We start from the raw sequence: 24,775 nt of genomic DNA on the forward strand, positions 1-24,775 counted from the left end.
GAGGGACGGCGGCATGAATTTCCTGGTCACCGGCGGCGCCGGCTTCATCGGCTCGGCCGTGTGCCGGCATCTATGCGCCAATCCGGCCTACCGCGTCACCAATCTGGACAAGCTCACCTATGCCGGCAACCTCGCCTCGCTGCGGCCGATCGAGAACGCGCATAATTACCGCTTCGAGCACGCCGACATCTGCGACGAGCGCGCGGTGCTGGAGATCCTGCGCCGCGACGATATCGACATCGTCATGAACCTCGCCGCCGAGAGCCATGTCGACCGCTCGATCGACGGTCCAGGCGCCTTTATCGAGACCAACATCGTCGGCACCTACCGCATCCTGAATGCGGCGCTGGAATACTGGCGCGGCCTGTCCGACGAGCGCAAGGCGGGCTTCCGCTTCCACCATGTCTCGACCGACGAGGTGTTCGGCGACCTGCCTTTCGACGGCGGCATGTTCGTGGAGGAAACGCCCTATGCGCCGTCCTCGCCCTATTCGGCCTCCAAGGCAGCCTCCGACCATCTGGTGCGGGCCTGGCACGAGACCTACGGCCTGCCGGTGGTGCTGTCCAACTGCTCGAACAATTACGGCCCCTACCATTTCCCGGAAAAGCTGATCCCGCTGGTCATCCTCAACGCGCTCGACGAGAAGCCGCTGCCCGTCTACGGCGCCGGCGCCAATGTGCGCGACTGGCTCTTCGTCGAGGATCACGCGCGCGCCCTGGAGCTGGTGGCGACCAGGGGGCGGCCGGGCGAGAGCTACAATGTCGGCGGCAATTCTGAGCGCACCAATCTCGGCGTCGTCGAGGCGATCTGTGATCTTCTCGACCTCAGGCGCCCGCGCGCCGGCGGCAAGCGCCATCGCGAGCTGATCGCCTTCGTCACCGACCGCCCCGGCCACGACCGCCGCTATGCGATCGACGCCTCCAAGATCGCGCGCGAGCTAGGCTGGACGCCCAAGGAGAATTTCGACAGCGGCCTGGCGAGGACCGTCGACTGGTATCTCGACAACAAATGGTGGTGGGAGCCGATCCGCGAGCAGCGCTACGACGGGGCGCGGCTGGGCCGGGCTACGGCGCGCCGAGTCGAGAACGCCCCAGCCGAGAACGCCTTGATCGGCAACGCCCCGATCGGCGCTGCAAAGACCGAAGGCGGCCCGGTCGGGAACGCGGCTGAGAGCAGGAAGGTAACGACGTGAGGCTTGCCGTCACCGGACGCGAAGGCCAGGTCGCCGCAAGCCTGGTCGAGGCGGCGCGGGGCCGCGACGATGTCGAGGTCGTCGCCGTCGGCCGGCCGGCGCTCGACCTTGCGCGGCCCGACACGGTGCTCGCGGCCCTTGAAGCGGCAAGGCCCGACCTCATCGTGTCCGCCGCTGCCTACACCGCTGTCGACCAGGCCGAGGACGAGAAGGACCTGGCCTTCGCCGTGAACGCAACCGGCGCCGGCAAAGTGGCGCAAGCCGCGGCAAGGCTCGGCGTCCCCGTCATCCATTTGTCGACCGACTATGTCTTCGACGGCGCCAAGGACAGCGCCTATGTCGAGACCGACCCGACCGCCCCGCTCGGCGTCTACGGCGCCTCCAAGCTCGCCGGCGAAGAGGCGGTCGCCGCGGCCAACCCGCGCCACCTCATCCTGCGCACGGCCTGGGTCTACAGCCCCTTCGGCAGGAACTTCGTCAAGACCATGCTGAGGCTGGCCGCCGACCGCGAGGAGATATCGGTCGTCGCCGACCAGTGGGGCAATCCGACCTCGGCGCTCGACATCGCCGACGCGATCCTGCATGCGGCGCCGAAACTGGTCGACGACGGCAATTTCGCCGCCTTCGGCGTCTATCATCTGGCGGGCGAGGGCGACACCAACTGGAGCGGCTTTGCCCGTCACATCCTCGACACAAGCCGGGCGTTTGGTGGCCCGCACGCGAAAGTGCGAGATATCGCGACGGCGGATTATCCGACCAAGGCCAGGCGGCCGCAAAATTCGCGGCTTTCGAGTGCGAAGTTTGCAAGCGTGTTCGGGTGGCAGGCGCCGGGGTGGCGCGAGTCGAGCGAAAATGTGGTTCGGCGGCTGGGGGGCGGCGAGACGAAACAGGCATTGAGTGCATGAACAAGCATCCAGCACCGGAGCAACTGCGCGATGCGAGCGCGCAGTCGGCCGATCAAGCGGCGCCGAAGAAGGGCGCCAGGGCCAAGTCCGCGAAGACCAAGCCCGCGAAGCGCACCTGCATCATGGTGCTCGGCATGCACCGCTCGGGGACGAGCGCGCTCACGAGGGTGCTCAGTCTGCTTGGCGCGGAACTGCCGAAGAATTTGCTCGGGGCAAATCCGACAAACCCAACGGGCCACTGGGAACCCTCGCAACTGATCGAGTTGCACGACCAGATGTTGGAGGAGGCGGGCAGCAGATGGGATGACTGGCGGAGCTTCGATCTCGGCAACTTGCCGAACGCACGAGCCCAATTCTACAGAGCCGAGATCGCACGCATTATCGACGAGGAATATAGCGATGCGTCTTTTTTGGTGCTCAAGGAGCCGCGCATCTCACGTTTTGTGCCGCTCTACGCGAACATTTTAAAATCGATGAAAATCGACGTGCGGTACGTTCTGGCAAGTCGCAATCCGCTTGCGGTCATAGCTTCGCTTGGCAAACGGGATCGCTCAACACCAGGCTTCGGTGCCCTGCTTTGGCTTCGCCATGAACTTGACGCGGAGCGATCGACGCGGGGTTCGCTGCGTGCGTTCGTTTCCTACGAGGGGATAATGCAGGACTGGCGGCTAAGGCTGGACAGGATTGCGGAGGCGCTTTCGGTTACGTGGCCAAGGCCGATAGAAGAGGCCGCAGCTGAAATTGATGCCCATATATCCCAGGACCATCAACACCATGCGGCGTCTGATGGCGCGCTCTTCGCCGACGAGCGTGTCGCCAGCTGGGTCAAAGATGCCTATTCGGCACTCAGGGCTTTGGAGACAGACCCCAATGACCCCGACGCCATGGAGGTTCTTGATCGCATCAAGTCTGGGTTCGACGCCGTCGCCCCGGTTTTCGGCGAAGCGTTTTTTCCTGAGCTGCAGGCACGACAGCAGGTTCTTTCCGAAGCGCAGGTGGGTTTGCAGCGAACTTTAGAAGACCAAGCGACCAGGGCTGCTCAGCTTGCAGTTGAGATTCGGCAGAAAAACACAGAGATAGCCCGATATGGTCGCCGTCTTGCGGAAGCTCAAGCCGCAATGGATGAGGTAATCGAACGTAACGCCGAAGAGAAAGAGAAACTTAGCTCCAATCTTTCGACGGCTATAGAAAACAATTTAAGATTATCAGAAATGTTGAATAAAGCTAAGTCGGAAATTATCGCGGAGAGAGTTCGAGCGTTGTCGGAGCGCCAGAACGGCGCGCTCGAATCTCAGATAACGCAAGAAGATATTTCGGGCCTCTCTGGTGGGAAAAGTGATCCTTTGCGAATAGCCCGGCCGGAGCGAATGAATGCCACTAGGCTTTTCCGGCGCTTACGGCAGTCCCGTACGCATCGTGGCAGCTGGTTAAATGTGGCAAAGGCTATCTATAGCAGGGTAGCTCTGAAAGGGGTAAGGCAGACCACCCTCGATGGGCTCTCCCTTCTTCGTCTTCCAGATGCCCAAATCGCCGAAAATCTTCTTAGGGAAAAAGAAGAGGTGTCATCTCGCCTTAAGCTGTCGACGTTTTCAACGTCCAGTCTTTCCGGTCCAACCATATCCGTGTTGATGCCGGTTTACAGGTCGCCACTCAAGTTTCTGGAGCGGGCGATACTGTCCGTAGTAGCTCAGGAATACCAAAATTGGGAGCTCGTGATAGTCGACGATTGTTCGCAAGACAGTGAAATCACGAACCTCCTGGAGAGGTACGCTTCTCTCGACAGTCGGATAAAGGTGAGCGGTCTTCTTGAGAATGGAGGCATATCCGAAGCCACCAATCGCGCGCTAGATCAGTCGTCTGGTCAGTACATTGCCCTCTTAGATCATGATGATCTCCTTACAAAGGATGCGCTTCTGCGTATCGCAGAAGTTATAGTGGAAGATCCTGCTGTCGATTTCCTCTATTCCGACGAGTGCAAGATCGATGCTGATGATCGCCCTGTGGAAATTTTTTGCAAACCGGACTGGAGTCCTCATCTCCTATTCAACTGCATGTATACCGCTCATCTAACTGCGTATCGAAAGAGCCTTGTTCATGAGGTTGGCGGCTTCCGCAGCGAATATGATTTCTCGCAAGACTATGATCTGGCCTTGCGGGTATCAGAGTGCTTCAAGAAAGTCGTGCATATAGAGCGTGTTCTCTACGGTTGGCGAATGATCGAAGGGTCGGCGTCGGTAGGCGGGAAGGACTATGCTCGAATTTCAAATGTCGCCGCGCTCGAAGATGCAATTCGGCGCCGAAATTATGGTGGTCAAGCATTGGCTCTGCCATATGCGAACCGAGTTTATCGAGATTCAAGTCTCTTTTCGGATGTATTTGTATCAATTGTAATCCCATCCGATAGTGCGGAGAATATCAAATCCTCAATAGATTCAATCTTTAGTAAAACAGATTATGGCTTCTTCGAAATCGTCGTTGTGACGAATACGAAAATAGCGGAAAATTTATCAAAAGAATATGGAAAAGTTAAATTTTCCATATTTGATAAAGTATTTAATTTTTCTGAAAAGTGTAATCAGGGAGCGCGCGATTCGCTCGGAAAGTACATAGTATTCTTTAATGATGATGTTCGGGTAATTTCGAGGGATTGGCTTTCGAGCTTACTGGAGATCGCGACGCTGGAGGGCGTCGGCGTCGTAGGCCCGAAGTTGCTCTATGAGAATGGTTTGATTCAGCATGCGGGAATGGTGACCGGGGTCCGGGGGCTAGTTGGAACTGCGTTTCATTGCCTCCCCGACATGACAGCGGAACATTACAACTTTGCTCAGTCCGTCCGCGATGTGTCTTTAATTTGTGGCGCGTGCTTGATGATAGCTCGTGACATATTTTTCGAGATTGAAGGGTTTGACGACGAGAATTTCCCGATCTCACATTCTGACGTCGATCTGTGCCTTAAGGTAAGAGATAGAGGATACAGCTGCGTTTACTCACCATATTCACGCTTATACCACATAGGTCATGCATCTATCGGCGAGGAAGAAAAGAAAGACACGAAGCACAAAAAGGATAAGGCTGATATCAACCTTATAAAAAGGTGGACAAACGCGATTAGCCGAGACCCTTTCTACACCAGGAAGATGAAAGCATTGTTATATCACGACTCGCAGGAGGAATTTCAGGTATATCCTGGAACCAGAGCGGTTAGCCATTTAGATCGCCTGTATAGCACTGGCCGGGATATATTAATAATTTCTCATGATATGACTGAAAGTGGTGCGCCGCGCGTTGTTCTCGATCTAGCTAAGGCGCTTTCAGATGCAGGAAACTTCGTTGTTGTGGCTGCGCCTACCGACGGCCCGATGCGATCGTATATCAACGAGCTTGGCATAACGGTTATCGTTGATGAACTTCTCCTCGCGCGCCATGAAACCGTTCTCAAGTTCGGCAGGAATTTCGATGCGGTAATCGTGAATACGGTGGTCGGGTGGCCGGTTGTATCTCAGCTTGCCGAAGCGGTACCCACCTTTTGGTACATCCACGAAAGCGAATTCGCGAAGGATCTTTTCTCATCGAATCTAGATGCCAGGCAGGCTCTGAAGAAAGCTGCAGGCGTCTGGGTCGGGAGCCAGATTGCCGGCCGCGCGGTCGAGCCGTTCTTTCGGGACTATTCCGTTGTCCCGTATGGCACGTCGACGATCGGCTCAGTTCCGAAGCTTCTGGAATCGAAAGTCAGCGAGACCGACAGAGTCGTCATTTCGGTGCTGGGCTCTTACGAGCCACGCAAGGGGCAGGACTTGGCGATTCTGGCTCTGGATAAGTTGGAGAAAAACGCTCGGCGTATGTGTGAGTTGCGATTGGCTGGCCGAATTCTCAACCTGGGGTACTACACCCAGATTAACGAGATGGCGGACATTAGAGTGGGTGTTTCGATGGAGGGCGCTCTCAGCCATGCGGAATACGAGAGGGCGCTGCATGAAACAGACATACTTCTTGTCTCTTCGCGCGATGACACGCTGCCACTGGTCTCGATCGATGCTCTGCGGTGTGGAAAGATTCTAATATGCTCGACCACCGTCGGGACCGCTGAGTTTATTAAGGATGGCGTGTCCGGTTATGTGGCCGAGGATCCCAGTCCAGCTAATCTCGCGGCTGCCCTCAAACGGGCGATTGGCGAGAGAACAAAATGGTGCGATATCGGAGATGCTGCCAAGGCAGTTTTTGAAGCCCATTTTTCGTCGGAAGCCTTTGCTCGCGAAATACTGCAGCGTTTGACATCCCGTTTGGACAGAGACGAAAAGCGTGCGGCATGAGCCAGTTTGAAGCTGTGCCCTACCGCCCTGACTGTCCGAAGCTGAATGAAATGGACCCGATGCCGAAAGGGGCACGTGGATGATCGGCATTTTTGGAGCTTCCGGATTTATTGGGCGAAACCTCGTCGATCTTTTCGCCCAGAAGAAAGTTCCATTCCGCGGCTTTGTTCGGCGGGAGCGGTTTGTCCAGTCGCCCAATATGACACTTGTTGATTTCGATGATCCTTCAACCTATCGCGATCATCTCAGCGGCCTGGACGCAGTAGTGCTGCTTGTCAGCGCATCCGTTCCGGCCACCTTTGCAAATGATCTCGTTTCCGAGGTGAACCGGAACGTCCTCCCGCATATCAAATTCCTGCAAAGTATCCGCGGAACCTCAATACGACATGTGATCTATCTCTCGTCGGGTGGAACTATCTACGGAGTGCCCCAGCAGTCGAGCATCACTGAAGCCCATCCAACACTCCCTATAAGTACCTACGGATGCGGCAAGCTTATGATTGAGAATGCCATAAGAACGATGTCAGTCGGAGGAGAATGGAGTTACTCAATTCTTCGCGCATCCAACCCCATTGGTAAATATCAGTCGCCTGAGAAGGGACAGGGCCTTGTGGCTGCTGCCGTCCGAGCTGCCTTTCTTGGTGTGCCGATTGATATTTGGGGTAACGGCGAAGCTTTGCGCGATTACATGGACGTACGGGATCTTTGCGTTGCCATTGATACGATGCTGAGACCGCAGTTGCGGCGAAACGCAATATACAACGTTGGCTTGGGGAGGTCGTTCACTGTAAATCAGATAATCGATCTTTGCTCCTATGCGTGCGGCCGGCCGGTCCGCCGAAATTACATTTCTGAAAAGCCGTTCCTTGTCAAAGATGTCGAGTTAAACTGTGATGCCATACGCCGCGATACGGGATGGAGCGCTGTTTATGATGTTTCTGACGCAATACAGAGTTTAGTTCTCGAGTACGAAACAAAGATTCAGCCCGTAACATGAACTTAAGTTTGCTTATAATTTCCTTGATTCGCCGTGAAGTTGTCGGACGGTATCGCGGTTCTGCGCTTGGCCTGCTGTGGTCTCTGCTGAATCCATTGTTTATGCTTGCTGTATACACCTTTATTTTCGGCGTAGTTATGAAGTCTCGATGGACGATGCCTAATCAGCAGAGCGCCACGGATTCCACTGGTGAGTATGCGGTTGTCCTGTTCTGCGGACTGATCGTCTTTCAGTTTTTCGCAGAGGTCATTTCGCTGGCGCCCAGCTTGATTGTAGGCAACGCAAACTATGTCAAGAAGATCGTCTTCCCGATCCAGATACTGCCGGTAGTTTCGGCCGGCGCGGCGTTATTCCATACCGCTGTCAGCCTGCTTGTGCTGCTTGTTTTTGCTTACGTCGTGTTCGGTCATGTTCCGCTGTCGGTGTTTCTGGCGCCGTTAGCATTTATGCCGCTAGTTGCCCTGGTTCTAGGTATAGCCTGGGTGTTGGCATCGGTCGGCGTTTATTTTCGTGACATGGGCCAGATCGTGGCGCCACTGATAACAGCAACAATGTTCTTGTCGCCGGTTTTCTTCCAGAGAACTGCGCTGCCGACTTGGCTTCAACCTTGGCTTTCGCTCAACCCGTTGGCAATTCCGGTCGAGAGTTTCAGAAACGTAGTCATTTTCGGCGTACAACCGGACTGGGCAGCACTCGGTTATTATTCACTGGTGGCAATTGTGATTGCGTATCTCGGCTACCAGTTTTTCCAAAAGACCCGCAGGGGCTTTGCCGATGTCCTTTAAAGCGCTCGACATCGGCTCTGATCGCCACGGACACCTAGATGTTGCCATTCGGGTGCGCGACGTATCCAAACACCACGTCATGTTTGAGCGGCCGGAGGATCGGTTCAAACAGATGGTGATCCCGCGCGTTGAGCGTTTGGTCGGCAGACCACCGCGCCGCTATTTTCGTGATTTCGCCGCTTTGTCTGGCATTTCATTCGAGATAGGTCGGGGCGAAACGGTTGGCATCATCGGCCGCAACGGCTCGGGTAAATCAACATTGCTGCAGATTGTCTGCGGCACGCTTCCGCCAACCAGCGGTTCGGTTGAGGTGAACGGCCGCATAGCGGCCCTGCTTGAACTTGGAGCTGGTTTCAATCCAGAATTCACAGGCCGCGAAAACGTCTTCCTCAACGCCTCGATTCTCGGCATTCCACGTAAGGAAATGGAATGGCGTTTTGACGACATCGCGCGCTTTGCCGATATCGGACCTTTTGTCGACCAACCGGTGAAGACATATTCGTCCGGCATGTATGTGCGCCTGGCCTTTGCGACTGCGATCAACGTCGATCCGGACATTTTGGTGGTGGATGAGGCTCTGTCAGTGGGGGATGAGGCGTTCCAACGCAAATGTTTCGCCCGCATCGAAGACATTAAGGACAAGGGCGGTACTATCTTGTTCGTTAGCCACAGCGCTCAGACTATCGTACAACTGTGCAGCAGAGCGATGCTTATTGATGCTGGCGAGAAGATACTTGAGGGCCGACCGAAAGCTGTGGTGAGTCAATATCAGCGGCTGGTGAACGCAAGTGCTGATGGCGCGGCGGAAATCAGGGCGGGCATCGTTGCCATGTGGAACCCAGCGTCATCGCCCCTTGACCCAGCTGGAGCAGATCTTGACACAGGAGCTAGACTTGATCCGGGCGCTGAAAATTCGCAGCGATCCATCGACCAGGCTGAACGTAGTAAACTCGCAGCCGAACAAAATATAGAATCTTCAGACCGATTTGATCTATCGCTGATCTCAAAGTCGACAGTCTATCAAGAGGAAAGAGGCGCTCGAATTCACGGCGTTCGCATTCTCACCGTAGGTGGCGAGCAGGTAAACGTTCTCAGGCTCGGACGACGATATGTCGTGGAATATTCGTGCGATTTTTCTATCGACGCCACACGCGTGGGGTTCGGCATCGGCATCACGACGGCTACAGGCCTTCATGTGGCGGGCGCGAAATGCCAAGCGTCTCGAATCGACGTGGCGAGGAAAGGTTCATCCATTAGGTCGCGCTTCGAATTCACGTGCCTGCTGCTGCCTGGTCATTACTTCGTAACGTGCCAAGTGCGCGGATTGCCGGAGATGGACGAGGTTCCTCTTCATCGAGTCATTGATGCTCTCACCTTCAAAGTCGCCGAGGAACATGACAATCTAGCTGCTGGCCTCGTCGATCTCTCTATGGTCGTAGCAGTTGATCGGTGAGCAAATGTCCGTGCCATTAACTGGGCTCGAAGCGCAATTCCCGGCTGTTTCGATCGGTAGCAACGGAACGACGTTGTCGTTCGTGCATGCTTGGCCTTCGACATTCAATATCGGGGACTATCTTTCTAGCCCCCGTCATTATTTCGATTTCGAGTGTTACCCAGCGTCAGAAAGTGGGTTCTCTCGAGTTCTTATTTTGGGCGGTGGTGCCTTCAACGACATTGGAGCCTACGCCAGTTCTTTGGTGGAGGCGGACCAGAAAATCGCATGGGGCATTGGCCGGAGCGTCCCGTCGCCAGAGGATTTCGGGAAATCCGGTCCGTCAATCCCGGCGAATTTTTCCGCCTTTGGCTCAAGGGACCGCGCCCTTGTTGCAGCCAACCGTCCTTTGGTCCCTTGCGCCAGCGTGATGGGAGACATTGTAGATATCCCCCGCGGAGATGCGCTGGGTTTTTTTCTCAATCAGAATCCGGCTGTCAGTGGAGAGTCGCTCGTCGACATCTTTTCGACGATCGATTCTGAGGCGGTAGTCGGCACCAATTCACTTTCGGAAACCGAATTCCGGGCCAAGTTCGCGCTGACCGCAAAGATTGTGACCAACTCCTACCATGTCGCCTATTGGGGGCTTCTATCAGGTCGACAAGTTGCTTTGATCGGCTACTCCTCCAAATTTGCCAGCATTTTAGACCTCTTCGAACTTCCCGACAGCGTCGTCCAATATCAACGCGGCGACGGTGTCAGACTGTTGGGAGCAATTGAACGCGCGCTACGGAGTGATTCGTTTTCTCGCCTCGCGTCGCCGATGGAAACCAAACGGGCTTTTCGACAGGCCAATGTCGACTACGCTCAGCACCTCGTGACCACCGGCCTTTTCCGGCAAATTGAAGCCTTGGATGAATCGAGTATTCGTCGGAAGAAGCGGGAAATCGAGGTCTGGCGAGCCTATTCGCTCACCCGCCGCTAAGCTAAACTTCCCATTTGGTCGGTTCCACAGTATGCAGCATTTGGAACCGCCGGAAGACCGTATTGTTCATATGAAGCCTGCGAAATATCTCGTTGAGAATACTTGAGGCGGTGGTTGGTTTGTCGCAAATGGATTTTAATCTTGCGTTCAGGTTTGCCACCATGTCTCCGCCGCCCACCATGAAAGGCGTTACGCCGTCAAAGAGTGTTATGCCGCTCTCCGGAAAACGCTGATATTCCTCGGCTTCTGTGGTCTTCATCCAAATTTCGGTTTCATAGAGTTTGACCGTATTCACCAGGAGCGATCCGGCCAGCGCCAGCGCGCGCTCGGCTCTGTCGGAAGAATAGTCAGCAATTGTATCGCAAGCTGAGACAAGCCATCGCGTACTCAATCGCTGCAGCAACAACGTCTCGCATTCTTGCCACATCTGTTGGAAACGTTTCCAGCTACGCTCCTCCGCTACGCCTCGGCGTAGAAGAACGTTCATCGCGGCATGAGCAAATTCAATTTCGGTTCTCCCGATGAATTCCCGCCTTACCATCTCAAGATGCTCCGAAAGATCTTGCTTACGTCCAACCGGAAGAGAGGAGGCCTCTCCAAGGACCACGCTACTTGCAAGGTCGTGAAGTTGACGAGTGAAGAGGGGCTCTAGACCTCCAACAGATCCCCGGCTGCGTTTCTGGAAAGCCCGTCTGATCCGAAACATCTAAGATTCTCTCTTGTCTCCGTCAAAGGTCGATATCGCGAGTCTCATGTAGCAATGCCGACTTGGGGAAGAGCGCGCAAACGCTAGAGATTGATGTCGCCAAAGCTTGTTTGGACCTGTTATGGAGGCCCGATGTTCGGGACGCTTCGCCTCTTTCTGGCAATACTGGTTGTCTACACCCATCTCGGGCCACCGCACGGCTCTTCGCTCGGAAAGCACGCGGTGTTTGGCTTCTATGTCCTATCTGGCTATCTGATGACACGGGTCTTGAATGAAATCTATCGGTTTCGCATAGGCCCGTTTGCGCTAAACCGATTCCTTCGCCTTTACCCTATGTACCTTCTGGTGGCGGTTCTGTCGGTGCCGACAGTGATTTTTTTGGACGACCCTGGTGAGTTTAACAATAGGTACGGAATGCCGGATGGCGCCTGGCCGTGGCTGCAGAGCTTTCTTTTGCTGCCGACAGTCAACATGCCACCGTTCCGGCTGGTTCCGGTGAGCTGGTCGATTGCCGTGGAATTGATCAACTATGCGATATTGTGTGCTTTTTCTGCGCGCAATTCACGCTTCGCGTGGATGGCCTTCGTTGTGTCTGTTGCCGTGCATGCGGTGGTCCTCCTGGTCACAGATGACCACAACGTACGCTATTTCCCATGGTATGCAGCGATGCTGCCATTCTCGGTCGGTGCGCTGAGCTACTTCTATGGTAAGGACGTTATGCAAGCATTGGCGCGTTTGAGTCGGCATTGGCGACTGATGGTTGGGGCTGGCTGGGCCGGCATTCTGGCGATAGCATTTTATCTCGGTGCCATTGACCGCCTGGCGCCAGAAATTGTCTCCTATCTCAGCATAGTATCCATGGCTACGATCGTTATCGCACTGCAAGATTTGAAGCCTGGCAATGCAGACAAAGCTATGGGTGAACTGGCCTATCCCATCTTCTTGACGCACTATCTAGTGGCGGTTGCTGTGGATCGTCTCATCCTTGGCTCGATGCCGAGAGGCTTGATCCTGTTTTTTGTGTCGCTGATTGTGATGCTAGTACTGTCTCAAGTGCTGGTAGTGCTCCAACGTGCCTTTGTCGATCCGATCAGAGACCGGGTTCGTGAGGAAGGCCGGGCAAAGCAGCCGTTCATTGCAACCGCCACTATGCGCCGTTCTTTCTAAGTACAAAGAGTGCCTCGTTCCTGATCGCGGACTCAAAGCATTTCTCAAAGCCGAACAATGCAGATAGCCGGTCGAGATGTTCCGAAAACGTCTCCCTCATCCACGTATGGACATGGATATCTATGCGGTTCTTCAGACCGTTTTCGGCCGCTGGCATCAGCTCGAAATCTGCAAACGCCGGTTGCGAAAGCGGGTGCACGTAGCGGCAGTGTTCAACATATGCCGCCAGGAGTGTCGGTTCCCCGCCGGTCCTCAAATCTTCCATGAGATGATCGAATGATGTCGGCGGTCGGTGGCGGTCGGTAGTGAATCTCATATCTGGCACCGCGATGATGTAGACTCCTCCAGGTTTCAATCGGGCTAATCCTTCGCGGATAGAGCCAAAGGGATTGGCCAAATGCTCGATCACATGCGCCGAAATGATGAAGTCGAGGCTATTAAGCTTTGTCCCGGCAAAGGTCTCCGCATCGATAAAGCCACCTTCGGTGATATTTCGGTCTGCAAAGTGATTCCTCAACGTCTCATTGTCGCGGATATCGCCGTAGATTACAGTGGCCATCGACGGCACCGGAAAGGGGCGATTGCCCGCACCGACTTCGATCCCGACGCCATTGACAAAGGCATTAGAAATCAGCGTCCTTGCACCAACGACCTCGTTAAGACCCGTCTTGTCTTCGACGCGCCGACGATCACGATGTAACGCTGCAGCGACATTAGCTAGTTCGCGGTGCGGGCGTTCCAACCAAAACTCTACCATCTCGTCCGCATGTGTTTCGGTCACGGGTGAACGGCTCCTGCCTGCAAGTTTTCGAATCACGCCGATCGGCCACTGAAGGAAAGGGAATTTCCGAGCGATTTCCGTGCTTCGCATCTTGCGTTCCCTACATCATTCTTTTTGGTAACCCAAGAGTGGGCGGTGACACATTAATTTTCCAATCCGGACGCACGTGATGGAGATACTATTGGTACGTGCCAAAAACCTCTGGCCGTCCCGTCCTAGGCGATTACCGGGCGACGGGGTCGGAGATTTGCAATCTTAAGTAGCGGTGGGCGATATTTTGTCCGCGGCCGTTCTGATAGTGTGCCCGCGCCAGCCTGCCGAATACGCCGGCATCATGGCCACCGAGACCGCCGCCCGGATCGAGGAGGGGCGTGTCAGTATCGTCTGCGCAGTATCCATCGAGAAACCAGGAAATTGAGCATCGTCGTGACGACAAGCGTTGCAAAGAATGCCGCCGCTCGGCTTTGCAGCGCTCGCTCGAGAAGATGAAGGCTTACCAGGCCTGCCACAAACACCGCCGCGACCGAGCCGCCGACCGTCAGCCGGTCCGTCAAGCCGGTGCGCCCGCCGGGAAAGACGCGGTCCGGATAGAACACCATCACGATTGCGAGGCCTACGAGCCAGGCAATCGTGTAGGAAACGCCCGACGACAGCATCGTCAGGCCGGCAAAGTAGACGGCACTCGTCAGCGCGGTGTTCAGTCCTCCCGCCGCAAGAAAACGGATCGCATCCGAGCCTATCCGGTCATCGGTCATCCGGCCCGACCGTCGCGAGGAAATCCGAATAGTCCCTGATATAATCGCTTGCGTCATATGGATGCGAGGCCATGACGAGCAAGACCGTGTCCGGCTGGAACTTGTACTGGATGCCCCACACGCCGGGCGGCAGATAGAGTCCGACCGAAGGGTCTGCCAGCGACACTTCCTTTCTGTCGTGACCGTCATCGACGACCACCGACAGGCGGCCATGGGTGGCAATCAGGAATTGCTGGCACTGGCGGTGCGCATGCTCGCCCCTGACCTTGTCGGAACGGACGCCGTAAACGAGAAACGAGCGCAAGGGCTTGAACGGCAGGTTGTGTCCGAACTCGAGCGGGGCCAGCTCGCCGCGAAGGTCGCTGAAGTGCGGCAGCCGCCAGAGCTCGCATCCGCCGACGCCGAGCGCCATCCTGTCGCCCGCGGCGCCGGGGGCCGCTTGCGTCATCACAGGCTCGACCTGCGGACCGGTCTGATAGCCGACGATGACGGCCGGATTTCCAACCACCACGGCGTTTGCCGGCACGTTCTTGGTCACCACGGCGCCGGCGCCGATCATCGCCTGGCGGCCAATCGTTATGCCCGGCAGGATCGTTGCGTTGGCACCGATCGACGCGCCGTCCTCGACGATCGTCTGGAGAAACTGCTCCGGATAGTGCTTCGAACGGGGGAAGCGGTCGTTGGTGAAGGTCGCATTCGGACCGACGAACACGCGATTGCCCAGCCGAATGCCGTCCCATAGCTGAACGCCGCTTTTTATCGTGACGTCATCGCCGACGGTCACGTCGTTTTCGATGAAGACATGATCGCAGATGTTGCAGTTCGCGCCGATCACGGCGCCTGAGAGGACATGAGCAAACGCCCATACGCGTGTTCCGTTGCCGACGCGCGTGCTTTCGCAGATCCCGCGGTCATGGACAAAAAATGGTTTGTCGTTCATGCGGACGTCCCGTCAACAATGCGGCTTATTATCCGCAACGGGCGCGATTTGGTGTTTTCAACCGCCCGCCAAAGATAACAGCCAAGGATGCCTTGCACCGCGAGGATCGCTGATCCAAAGCCCACGATCAGCAGCACCAGGGTCGTGTATCCGGCCGGATCGATCTTGCCCAGCAAGCGGGCGACGACGGTGATCACGGCAAACACAAGGCTGAGCACGCAGCCCGCAATGCCTACCCACAGTATGAAAACGATCGGAAAATCGGAAAACGAGAAGATCGAATCCATCATATATCTGAGGCGGCGCCCAATACCCCAGGCGCTCTTCCCATGCTCCCGCTCGCGCCGCCGGTAAGGCACGAACTCCCGCCTGAACCCAACCCAGAACAGCTGAACCACAAGCGAGCTGTTTGGCTCCTCGATTGACAGGATCGCATCGAGCGCCTGGCGGTTGCAGGCAAATATATCGACACCGCCGCTCGGCATGCTGGGCAAGATCAGCCTGCGGTAGACGCTCCAGAAGGCCCGGGACAGGAAACGTGTCAGAAGGGGATCGTCGCGGCCGGTTCTGCGGCCAAACACGACGTCGGCCGTGTCCTTTTCCAGCATCGAAAAGAATTCGACAATGAGTTCGGGCGGCTCCTGCAGGTCGGCCGCCATCGCGGCCACATGTTTTCCGGATGCATGCTCGAGCCCCGTCCGAATGGCCGTGAAGGAGCCAAAATTCCGGCTGTGGAAGATGATCTTGTACCTGTAGCTGGCGTCCTTCAAAGCCCTGACCAGCAGGCCGCCCGACTGGTCGGGCGACCCGTCGATGACGAAGACAAACTCGATGTCGCCCTCATACATGGCGTCGAATTTGGCGACGGCCTGCAACAGGGAAGGAATGTTCGGCTCATTGCGGTAAATGGGAAAAACAAGAGAGCGCGCAGTCACATTGCCTCCCATTCGCTGAGGGCCCTGCACACTTGCTCGACCTCATCATTCGTCATGTCCGGGTAGCACGGGACGGAACAGAGACGACTGATGCTTGCCCTGGAGATTGCGAGATTTTCGGTCCCTTTCATGGGCAGGGCAGCCCAACCAACCTGATCGCAATCGAGCACGGGATAGTGGACATCGGTATCGACGCCGCGCTCCTTCATGAAGGTGCGAAATGCGTCCCGGTCGTCACACAGCAGGACCGCGAGGTGTGCGACGGCGCCATTGCCACCGTCGAGGAATTTGAGCCGGCGTCCAGTGACGGCCCTAAATCGGCTAACGATGCTGCGGCGTTGTTCGTTGCGGCTGTTCAAGTCCGGAAGCAGCACATCCAAAATCGCGGCCTGGACCTCGTCCATGCGAGAGTTGCGCCCTCCCGGCAGGGCCACATGGTATTTGGAACTCCAGCCATACTGATGAAGCTGACGAACGCGGTCCGCCAGTCTTGGGTTGGAGGTGAGGACTGCGCCGCCGTCACCCATCGCGCCGAGGTTTTTGGTCGGATAGAAGCTGAAAGTGGCGATATCCCCAAGTGATCCAGCCGTTTGACCCCTGATGCGAGCACCATGTGCCTGGGCACAATCCTCGATGATCGGTATGTGCGACATGCCGGCATCGGCAAGTCCTGCTCGCATAGCGGGTATATCGACCACGCCGCCGTAAAGATGGGTAGCGACAATCGCAGCCGTGTCGGTGCTCACCGCTTCCAGCACCGACTGGACGCTTGCAAGTTGGCTGGCTGGTTCGATGTCGACGTAGTGTGGAATGAGGTCGTTGTGCCAGCACGCGCAACTGGCATATCCCCCGGCATTCGCCGTCACGATCACCTCGCGTCCATGCGCATCGCCAAGCCCGACGATAGAGCGTAGGGCGAGTTCAAGGGCGTCCGTCCCGTTTGCGACGAGGATGCAATCCGAGGCTCCTGCAAACGTCGCAAAGTTCGCTGCGAATCGCTTCCCTGCCGCGCCGTTGAGCCACCATCCGGACCGCAGCGTGCTTGCTACTTCGCGCGCGATTTCAACCTCATAGCGCTGGTACAGACGCTTAAGGTCATTCATCGGAACGGCATTCGGCTTCGTCATCGACAACTCGACAGCGTGTCTTCTTCGTTCCGGCGTATTCGCCCCGCAAACATCCGGAAACTCAGATGATTCTGACATGACTCAGTTAAGAATACTTGCATCGCGGAGACAGCGGAAAGCCGGAACCACCAGGCCCAACTGTTGAGATTCAGGCTCGGTCGCGACAGGCTGGCGTCATTTTGTGGGACGCTGTGAGCCTAGGGCTGGCCACACCGCTTCCGCAGACCTGATCGGCACCGCCGTCAGCGACTCCACTCGGCCGCTCGCCGAACTCGCTGAAGCCAAAGATGGAAGCCGGATCGTCACATCGTGACATTTATTAGCTTCCCCTGTTGGGTGTCTGACAGTTTCTCTGAACGACTGGCAATCCAGCCTGAGTTATTGCGGCTTCAAGTCAAATCACTCGCACAATCGAATATCGCCCAAAAAACCTCTAGCCCTCCCGCCCTCTCCGCGCTAAGGCGGTAACCGGGTGACGGGGTTGGGGATTGCAATCTGAAGTGGCGGTGGGCGATGTGTTTTGTCCGCGGCCGTTCTGATAGTATCACCGCGCCTGGAGTCAGTACTGCCCAATGACCGCATACGTAGAAGCCGTATCGGAACTCCGACCGAGGATGCGGCGCGCCATCATCATGGTCCAGGATCTCGTCATGGTCCTGGTCGCGGTGGCGCTTAGTCTCATCCTTTCGCAGTCGCGGCTTTCCTTCGACGCGTTCTCCGTCGGCGGGCTGGCCTGCTGGGCGCTCATCGTGCTCATCGCCCATCTGCTGTTCCGATCCAGCGGCCTCTACAACACCGTCTGGCGCTTTGCCTCCACGCCCGACTTCTTCAACATCCTCAAGGGCTGCGGCAGCCTGACGGTGGTGCTCTATCTGGCCTCGCTTGCCTTCCGTTTCTTCTTCCAGCCGGTCGCCGGCCTCAACGAGCGCCAGTTCATCGTCTTCTTCCTGGTCTCCTTCACTATTATCTCCGCGCCCAGGCTTTATTATCGCTTCCTGCGCGACGGCGCGAGCTGGCGCATCCTGCGCCGCGCCGCCGGCGATGCCTCGACCAAGCAGGCGCTGTTCATCGGCCGGCTGGGCGAGGCGGATCTGATCGTGCGCTTCACCCGCACGGCTCGGCCCGCCGAATACGCCATCGCCGGCATCATGGCCACCGAGAGCGCCGCGCCGCTCGGCACGCGGATCCAGGGCGTTCCGGTCGTGGCGCTGCGACCGCGCCTGGTCGAGGTGCTGGAAGATTATGTCAAAGGCACGCAAAGCCTCGACCTCCTGATCTTCGGCCAGGGGGTCGAGCGCGAGATCGAAGACTATGCCGAGCTGGTGCGCGTCGCCCGCCACAGCGGCATCGCCGTCGTCCAGTTTGCCGGCCTGTCGGAACTGGGGCAGGGCGGCAAGCTGGTTCTGGATGCCGTCGAGATGGAAACCATCATGCGCCGTTCGGCGGTCGCCACCGATACCACGCGCATCGGCGCCTTCGTCGGCGGCAAGCGCGTGATGGTCACCGGCGGCGCCGGCTCCATCGGCCGCGTGCTCGTCAAGCGCGCGCTGGAGCTGGGCGCCGATGCGGTGCTGGTGGCCGACAATTCCGAATTCGGCATTTTCCAGCTCGATCAGCAGACCGACGACGCCGACCGCGACCGGCTGACCAGCCGCATCGTCGATGTCGCCGACCGGCCTCACATGACGCGCCTCGTCAGCGAGTTCAAACCCGCGATTATCTTTCATGCCGCGGCGCTGAAGCATGTGCCGCTGCTCGAGGAGAACTGGGAAGCGGCGATCGAGACCAATGTCTTCGGCACGCTCGCCTGCGCCGAGATCGCCGCCGAATGCGGCGTGCCGCAGTTCCTGTTGATTTCCAGCGACAAGGCCGTCGACCCGACCTCGGTGCTGGGCGTCACCAAGCGTGCGGCCGAACAGATCGTGTCCTCGCTGCATGACACCCAGGCGGCCTCGCCGCCGCGTGCCGGCGCGGCGAACGGCCATGCCGGCCCCGTTGATCTGCGTCATTCGGGCACGAAATTCATCGCCGTGCGCTTCGGCAACGTCTTCGGCTCCAACGGCTCGGTGGCGACCGTCTTCCAGGCGCAGATCGAGGCCGGCGGGCCGGTCACCATCACCGACCGGCGCATGACCCGCTATTTCATGACCATGGCCGAGGCCGTCGACCTCGTCATTATGTCGGCCGCCGATGCCGAGCAGCGCCAGGGCAAGGACGACTACGCCATCTACATGCTCGACATGGGCGAGCCGGTGCCGATCCTCGAAGTCGCCGAAACCATGATCCGCATGGCGGGCAAAAGTCCCTATACCGATATTCCGATCCGCTTCACCGGCATCAGGCCCGGCGAGAAGCTGCACGAGACGCTGCACGCCGAGAACGAGGAGGTGGTCAAGCTCGACACCGCCAAGATCTTCGGCCTCAGGACCGGCGTCGTCGAATGGCCGAGGATCGAGGCGGCCCTGCCGGCGCTGGCGGCCGCGATGCAAGCTCGCGACAAGACCGCGGCACTTGCCATCCTGGCCGGGCTCTATCGGGCGCAAGAAGACATGGGCGGCGTGCGCGAAGAGGCGGTGCCGAAAGCGGCCGGGCAGGTCGGTTAAAACTTTGCCGCGGGCCCGCAATTAGCTATTGAAAACCTTTGAAGCACCTCGCGGGCAAGTGATTCCAAAGCCGTGACCAGAAAAGATCAGCGCGTGGCCGTTCTCATGGGCACGAAGGATGGCGCGGCCTATATCGGCGAACAATTGGAATCCTTGGCTACGCAATCCTGGCCGCTCGTCGATCTCTGGGTCTCCGACGACGGCTCGTCGGACGCCACGGCCGCGATCGTCGAGGCGTGGCGATCGCGCTGGACCAAGGGGTCGCTGACACTTTTACAGGGCCCGCGAAGGGGCTTCGCTGCCAATTTCCGCTCCATGATCCTCGATCCGCGCATCGACGCCGACTGCTACGCCTTTTGCGACCAGGACGATGTCTGGGAGCCGGATCGGCTGGAGAGCGCCATCCGCTGGATGGAGGGAGAGGACATGGAAACGCCGCTCCTGTTCTGCTCGCGCACGGCGACTATCTCTGAGGCTGGCGTTCCGGCCGGCTACTCGCCGCTCTTCCGGCGCCCGCCGTCCTTCCGCAACGCGCTGGTGCAAAGCATCGCCGGCGGCAACACCATGCTCTTCAACCGCAAGGCGCGCGACCTTCTGGCAAAAGCGTCGGCCAGAACCGAATTCGTCAGCCATGACTGGTGGGCCTATCTCATCGTCACCGCCGCCGGCGGCAAAGTCCGCTACGAGCCGCGGCCGCTGGTCAGATACCGCCAGCACGCGGCAAACCTCGTCGGCGCCAACGTTTCATGGAAAGCGAGGTTTTCAAGGCTGGGCCGTCTGTTCAAGGGCCAGTTCGCCACCTGGACGGACACCAATCTGCGCGGCCTAGCCGTCAACCGCGACCTCATCGCGCGCGATGCAGCGCTTTGCCTTCGCCTGTTCATCAGGGCACGCAAGGGCAATATCTTCAGGCGCTTCGGCCTGCTCGGCAAAAGCGGTGTCTACCGGCAGACATTCATGGGCACGGTCGGGCTCTATGTCGCTTTCCTCTGGCGCCGGATCTGAGCCATGACGGCAAAGCGCGCGCTCGACCTGGCGGTCGCCGTTCCGATGCTGGCGCTGGCGTCGCCGGTCCTGCTTGTCGCTATGCTGGCGATCCGGGCGACGTCGACCGGCCCCGCCATCTTCTCGCAGATCCGCGTCGGCCGGGGAGGAGCCCTCTTCGCCTGTCACAAGCTGCGCACCATGTATCGGGAAACCCCTTCCTTGCCCACCCACGAGGCGCCGTCCGGTTCGGTCACCGCGGTCGGCAAGGTTCTGCGCGCAACCAAGATCGACGAACTGCCGCAGCTCTGGAACGTGCTGAAGGGCGAGATGAGTCTTGTGGGTCCTCGTCCATGCCTGCCGACGCAGGCGGAGCTGATCGAGCGGCGCAAGGAACTGGGCGTGCTCACCGCACTTCCGGGCATCACAGGGCTGGCGCAGGTCAAGGGCATCGACATGTCCGATCCAAGACTTTGCGCTGAAACCGATGCGGCCTACGTCAAGGCCGCCTCGACCGGCCTGGACCTCAAAATATTGCTGGGCACGTTCTTCCGCACATAGAGCGGTTCATCGTTCACGGAAGCGGCGAACGGCTCCTCTGTCGCACCAGTTCTTCAAGCCGGCCGAGTGTGTCGGCCTCCCGTTCCCAGCCCTCCGACGTAAGCAACGACGAATCGCAGACCTGCGTCGCCACCAGAGCTTGCCACGCGGCCCGTCTGCCGCTGAGCGTGGTCAGCATTCGGAACGGCCAGGCCGGCACGGGAAGAAGCCGGGCCGGCCGGCCATATCCGCGCCGGAACGCGGTGACGATTTCGGACACCGCAACCGGCGAAGCATCGCCCAGTACATAAGTTGGGAGCGGCGCCGTGGGACGGCTCAAAAGATGCGTCACGGCGCCGGCCACGGCGTCATGCGAGACGAGCGAACGAACCGCCGTCAGAGCGGCTGTCGGCAGCGGCAGGCCGGTGGCGGCCAACCGCATCAGCCCGCGCAGATTTCCCTTCATGCCTTCGCCATAGGCCGGCGCCAACCGCAGCGCCGTCGCGCCGGCGCATCCGGCCGTTGCAAAAGCCTCCAGCATTGCGATCTCGCCTTCGCGCTTGGAGCGCCCGTAAGCGCATTGCGGGGCAGGGGGCGTGGCCTCGTCGATCCTGCCGCTGAACCTTGCCCCCACCACGGCGCGAATCGAGGAGAGATAGACGAAGCGCCCGTCGATACGCGTGGCCGCCGCTTGGGCCAGCCGTCCGGTCAGCGTCGCGTTGACGGCTCGCAAGTCGGCCGCGCCGGCACTGCGGTCATTATTGAGCGCCGCGCAGTGAACGACATGCGTCACGTCACGCATCAGGGTCAGAAAGGCCTCCTGCGGTGCATCGGCAGCGGGCAGCGCGACGGCATCGTCCTCGCCTGCCAGCCGCTGCGGCAGGCGCGATGCGATCCGTATGTCGAATCCGGCCTCGCCCAACCGGCTGACGATCCGGCGTCCAATGAAGCCCGTCGCGCCGGTGACCAGGACCTTCATGGTTGCGGGCTGGCGCCCGGCGCCATGGTCGGCGCGCTTTTTCCGGTCGGTTCTATCGTCCGTCCGGAAGCGAGGTAGGTTCCCGAGATCAGGAACACCATTAGCGTCGCGTCGAGGATATCGTGGCCGACCAGGATTCCGGCCATTCCGCCGGTGAGATAGGTAATGACGGCGACAAGGATCATCGTCGCGCCGAACCTCTCCACTGGATCGGCGCTGCGGCGCAGCGTCCGTGCCGCATTCCGTGCGGCAACGACGAAGATCGACGCCAGGGCCAATGCCCCCAGCAGGCCGGCCTCGACCAGCGCCGTCAGGAAGCCGTTGTGGAAATGGCTGAAACCCTGCTGTAGGCCGAACTGGTCCTGCAAGCCGTGCTTCATCAGCGCCCGGCTCGCCGAGATGCCGTGGCCGAAAATCGGCATCTCGCGAAACGCGGCAAAACCGATTTCCCACATCGCCACGCGCAAGCCGAGCGCGGTCGAATGGTCGCCATTGGCATTCAGCGCATCCCAGTCGCTGACCAGGAAATCGGCCCGGTCCAGGATGACGCGAGAGCCGATGGCGGCAATCACAAGGGCGACCACGACGCCGATCGCCACCAAGCGCGCCACGCTGGCGCCGGTGAACCGGCGGCGGTTGATGAGAAGCACGAGGATGCCGGCAATCGGTACGGCCACCCAGATCATGCGCGATCCCGAATAGACGATCGCCATCGCTCCGGCTATCGCTGCCAGGACCAGCAGCTTCCAGCGTTTCTCGATGCCTGACAGCGCGCCGGCAAGGCATGTCATGGCGGCAAGGCACGTGACGGTAGCGAAGACGATTGGATTGCCGGCGCCGCCCTCCGCCCTCACACCGAGCCGGTGAGACTGGAATACGGCCATCGCGAGCGCGCCGAAGCAGGCCGCGGTGCTGGCCAGAATGGCGATGCGTGCCAGCGCGGTCTTCTCGGTGATGCTCCACGTCGAATAGGAGAGGGGGAAAAGCAGGAAGGTGATCAACGGCAGGAAGAACCGCAAATCGGCAGCCAGCGTGCCGTTGACGATCGAAGCGAGAACCATCGCCGCGCAATAGGCATAGATCGCCGCCGTGACGGCGAGCATCGGCCGGTCGATATTGAAGCGTCGCCGCTTCGCGGCTACCAGCATCGCCGACCACACGCCACCGGCATTGAAGGCGATGCTGACCAGCGATCCAAGCACCGGCGGCGAAAAAAAGCAGACGATCGAGAAATAGATGTTGATCTGTGCGGGCGTGAGGTGGCGCCGGAGCGTTGTAGACGGGTTCAAATGCTTCGCTTCGCAATTTTCCAGGTTGCGCCCGGATCCATCGAGCCAGCCAAAGGCCGCCTCGCCGGTCTCCGTTTGCCGCGCCTTGCCCGTACCCCGAGCCCATATACCGGCTGGCGCCGATCCGCGATAGTGCGGTCGACAATGTTGCGACAGAAATCTCCTGGTCTGGCGAGGATCGGGGAACTCAGGAATTGTCTGGGCGCCACGGCTTTTCCCGCTAAGCGTTTTCGATGGCTCCGGCAGGATTTTCCGCTTTGCCGGGCGTGTTTGGAAAATTCGTTCTCCAATCACCGCGAGCCGTGCGGGTCTTGCATTGTTATCGGCGGCGCCGATCTGTTAGAACGCCCGCACGAAACAATTTGTCCGAAGTGAAATCTGCGCCTGGGCGGCATCGGATTGCCCCTGCGATGCAAGATTTCCGCTCCACGGCACGAGAGAACGCTCGACGCCCCATGAATATCGCGCTCACGCATCTGCAGCGGCTCGAGGCCGAATCTATCCACATCTTCCGCGAGGTCGCGGCGTCTTTCTCCAAGCCGGTAATGCTCTATTCGGTCGGCAAGGATTCTTCCGTGCTGATGCATCTGGCGATGAAGGCCTTTTATCCGGCCAAGCCGCCTTTCCCGTTCCTGCATGTCGACACTACCTGGAAGTTCCGCGAGATGATCGCCTTTCGCGATCAGATGGCGCAGAAGCTCGGCTTCGACCTTTTGGTCCACGTCAACGAGGACGGCGTGCGCGACGGCATCAATCCGTTCGACCATGGTTCCAACACCCACACCCATGTCATGAAGACGGTGGCGCTGCGCCAGGCGCTCGACAAATATGGCTTCGACGCGGCGTTCGGCGGCGCCCGTCGCGACGAGGAAAAGTCGCGCGCCAAGGAGCGGATCTTTTCCTTCCGCAACGCCCAGCACGCCTGGGACCCGAAGAACCAGCGGCCGGAAATGTGGAAGATATTCAACACCCGCATCGCGCCGGGCGAATCGATCCGCGTCTTTCCGCTGTCCAACTGGACCGAGCTCGATATCTGGCAGTACATCCTGCAGGAGAACATCCCAATCGTGCCGCTCTATTTCGCCAAAGAGCGGCCGGTGGTCGAGCGCGACGGCATGCTCATCATGAAGGATGACGACCGCATGCAACTGCATCCCGGCGAGGCGGTCGAGAACCGCCTGGTGCGCTTCCGCACGCTGGGCTGCTATCCGCTGACCGGCGCGATCGAGTCGGATGCCGACACGCTGGAAGCCATCGTCGGCGAGATGCTGACCGCACGCACCTCCGAGCGCCAGGGCCGCCTTATCGACCGCGACGAGGCCGGCTCCATGGAAAAGAAGAAGCGCGAAGGGTATTTCTGATA

General features: G+C 58.7%; 20 protein-coding genes. 12 read left to right on the plus strand and 8 right to left on the minus strand.

Annotated features, from left to right (window positions below; translation table 11 throughout):
- Positions 1-13 precede the first annotated feature (13 nt).
- From rfbB to LB526_RS16940, 7 genes are all read left to right on the plus strand, one after another.
- Complete coding sequence (rfbB, locus tag LB526_RS16910) at positions 14-1,192, plus strand: dTDP-glucose 4,6-dehydratase (protein WP_224628856.1); 1,179 nt, start codon at positions 14-16, stop codon at positions 1,190-1,192.
- A complete protein-coding gene (gene rfbD, locus LB526_RS16915) occupies positions 1,189-2,097 on the plus strand; it encodes a dTDP-4-dehydrorhamnose reductase (RefSeq protein WP_224628630.1) in 909 nt (302 codons plus the stop codon). Before rfbB ends, rfbD begins: the two co-directional genes overlap by 4 nt.
- Entirely contained in the window at positions 2,094-6,407 is a 4,314-nt protein-coding gene (locus LB526_RS16920) for a glycosyltransferase (protein WP_224628631.1), read from the plus strand. Before rfbD ends, LB526_RS16920 begins: the two co-directional genes overlap by 4 nt.
- Positions 6,408-6,486: 79 nt before the next feature.
- Positions 6,487-7,404 carry an NAD-dependent epimerase/dehydratase family protein gene (locus tag LB526_RS16925; RefSeq protein ID WP_224545773.1) on the plus strand — a complete coding sequence of 306 codons (918 nt, stop codon included), beginning with the start codon at positions 6,487-6,489 and terminating at the stop codon, positions 7,402-7,404.
- Positions 7,401-8,189, plus strand: coding sequence for an ABC transporter permease (locus tag LB526_RS16930; RefSeq protein WP_224545771.1), 789 nt, complete (start codon positions 7,401-7,403; stop codon positions 8,187-8,189). The genes LB526_RS16925 and LB526_RS16930 overlap by 4 nt, the downstream gene beginning before the upstream one ends.
- Positions 8,179-9,642 carry an ABC transporter ATP-binding protein gene (locus LB526_RS16935; RefSeq protein WP_224545769.1) on the plus strand — a complete coding sequence of 488 codons (1,464 nt, stop codon included), beginning with the start codon at positions 8,179-8,181 and terminating at the stop codon, positions 9,640-9,642. Before LB526_RS16930 ends, LB526_RS16935 begins: the two co-directional genes overlap by 11 nt.
- A gap of 4 nt (positions 9,643-9,646) precedes the next feature.
- On the plus strand, positions 9,647-10,606 hold the full coding sequence (locus LB526_RS16940; RefSeq protein ID WP_224628633.1) for a hypothetical protein: 960 nt from the start codon (positions 9,647-9,649) through the stop codon (positions 10,604-10,606).
- 1 nt (position 10,607) lies between these two features.
- On the opposite strand, the gene LB526_RS16945 is transcribed toward LB526_RS16940, so the two are convergent.
- Entirely contained in the window at positions 10,608-11,312 is a 705-nt protein-coding gene (locus tag LB526_RS16945; protein ID WP_224628634.1) for a hypothetical protein, read from the minus strand.
- A gap of 132 nt (positions 11,313-11,444) precedes the next feature.
- Here LB526_RS16945 and LB526_RS16950 point away from each other — a divergent pair, with 132 nt between their 5' ends.
- The gene (locus LB526_RS16950; RefSeq protein ID WP_224628636.1) at positions 11,445-12,479 is read left to right on the plus strand and encodes an acyltransferase family protein; all 1,035 of its coding nucleotides are present in this window, start codon (positions 11,445-11,447) and stop codon (positions 12,477-12,479) included.
- Here the strand turns inward: LB526_RS16950 and LB526_RS16955 are convergent.
- The 5 genes from LB526_RS16955 to LB526_RS16975 form a co-directional block, all read right to left on the minus strand.
- Complete coding sequence (locus LB526_RS16955; protein WP_224628637.1) at positions 12,460-13,260, minus strand: class I SAM-dependent methyltransferase; 801 nt, start codon at positions 13,258-13,260, stop codon at positions 12,460-12,462. The two genes, LB526_RS16950 and LB526_RS16955, sit on opposite strands and share 20 nt — an antisense overlap.
- Before the next feature lie 374 nt (positions 13,261-13,634).
- The gene (locus LB526_RS16960) at positions 13,635-14,015 is read right to left on the minus strand and encodes a GtrA family protein (protein WP_224628640.1); all 381 of its coding nucleotides are present in this window, start codon (positions 14,013-14,015) and stop codon (positions 13,635-13,637) included.
- A complete protein-coding gene (locus tag LB526_RS16965; RefSeq protein ID WP_224628642.1) occupies positions 14,005-14,955 on the minus strand; it encodes a WxcM-like domain-containing protein in 951 nt (316 codons plus the stop codon). The genes LB526_RS16960 and LB526_RS16965 overlap by 11 nt, the downstream gene beginning before the upstream one ends.
- The gene (locus tag LB526_RS16970; protein ID WP_224628649.1) at positions 14,952-15,902 is read right to left on the minus strand and encodes a glycosyltransferase family 2 protein; all 951 of its coding nucleotides are present in this window, start codon (positions 15,900-15,902) and stop codon (positions 14,952-14,954) included. Before LB526_RS16970 ends, LB526_RS16965 begins: the two co-directional genes overlap by 4 nt.
- Entirely contained in the window at positions 15,887-17,017 is a 1,131-nt protein-coding gene (locus tag LB526_RS16975) for a DegT/DnrJ/EryC1/StrS family aminotransferase (protein ID WP_224628651.1), read from the minus strand. Before LB526_RS16975 ends, LB526_RS16970 begins: the two co-directional genes overlap by 16 nt.
- A gap of 572 nt (positions 17,018-17,589) precedes the next feature.
- Here LB526_RS16975 and LB526_RS16980 point away from each other — a divergent pair.
- The 3 genes from LB526_RS16980 to LB526_RS16990 all read left to right on the plus strand — a co-directional run bounded on the left by LB526_RS16980 (position 17,590) and on the right by LB526_RS16990 (position 21,165).
- Positions 17,590-19,620, plus strand: coding sequence for a UDP-N-acetylglucosamine 4,6-dehydratase (locus LB526_RS16980; protein ID WP_224628652.1), 2,031 nt, complete (start codon positions 17,590-17,592; stop codon positions 19,618-19,620).
- A gap of 93 nt (positions 19,621-19,713) precedes the next feature.
- Positions 19,714-20,625: a glycosyltransferase family 2 protein gene (locus tag LB526_RS16985; protein ID WP_318013274.1), complete on the plus strand. Its 912-nt coding sequence runs from the start codon at positions 19,714-19,716 to the stop codon at positions 20,623-20,625.
- Between the two features lie 3 nt (positions 20,626-20,628).
- Positions 20,629-21,165 carry a sugar transferase gene (locus LB526_RS16990; RefSeq protein ID WP_224628653.1) on the plus strand — a complete coding sequence of 179 codons (537 nt, stop codon included), beginning with the start codon at positions 20,629-20,631 and terminating at the stop codon, positions 21,163-21,165.
- A gap of 13 nt (positions 21,166-21,178) precedes the next feature.
- Here LB526_RS16990 and LB526_RS16995 read toward each other — a convergent pair whose 3' ends face one another.
- Together LB526_RS16995 and LB526_RS17000 are read right to left on the minus strand one after the other, a co-directional pair.
- Positions 21,179-22,123, minus strand: coding sequence for an NAD-dependent epimerase/dehydratase family protein (locus LB526_RS16995; protein WP_224628655.1), 945 nt, complete (start codon positions 22,121-22,123; stop codon positions 21,179-21,181).
- A complete protein-coding gene (locus LB526_RS17000; protein WP_224628656.1) occupies positions 22,120-23,412 on the minus strand; it encodes an O-antigen ligase family protein in 1,293 nt (430 codons plus the stop codon). Before LB526_RS17000 ends, LB526_RS16995 begins: the two co-directional genes overlap by 4 nt.
- Before the next feature lie 455 nt (positions 23,413-23,867).
- Here LB526_RS17000 and cysD point away from each other — a divergent pair, with 455 nt between their 5' ends.
- Positions 23,868-24,773, plus strand: coding sequence for a sulfate adenylyltransferase subunit CysD (gene cysD / locus LB526_RS17005; RefSeq protein WP_224707448.1), 906 nt, complete (start codon positions 23,868-23,870; stop codon positions 24,771-24,773).
- Positions 24,774-24,775: the final 2 nt, after the last annotated feature.

The organism is Mesorhizobium sp. CA6, from assembly GCF_020165035.1.
GTDB lineage: Bacteria > Pseudomonadota > Alphaproteobacteria > Rhizobiales > Rhizobiaceae > Mesorhizobium.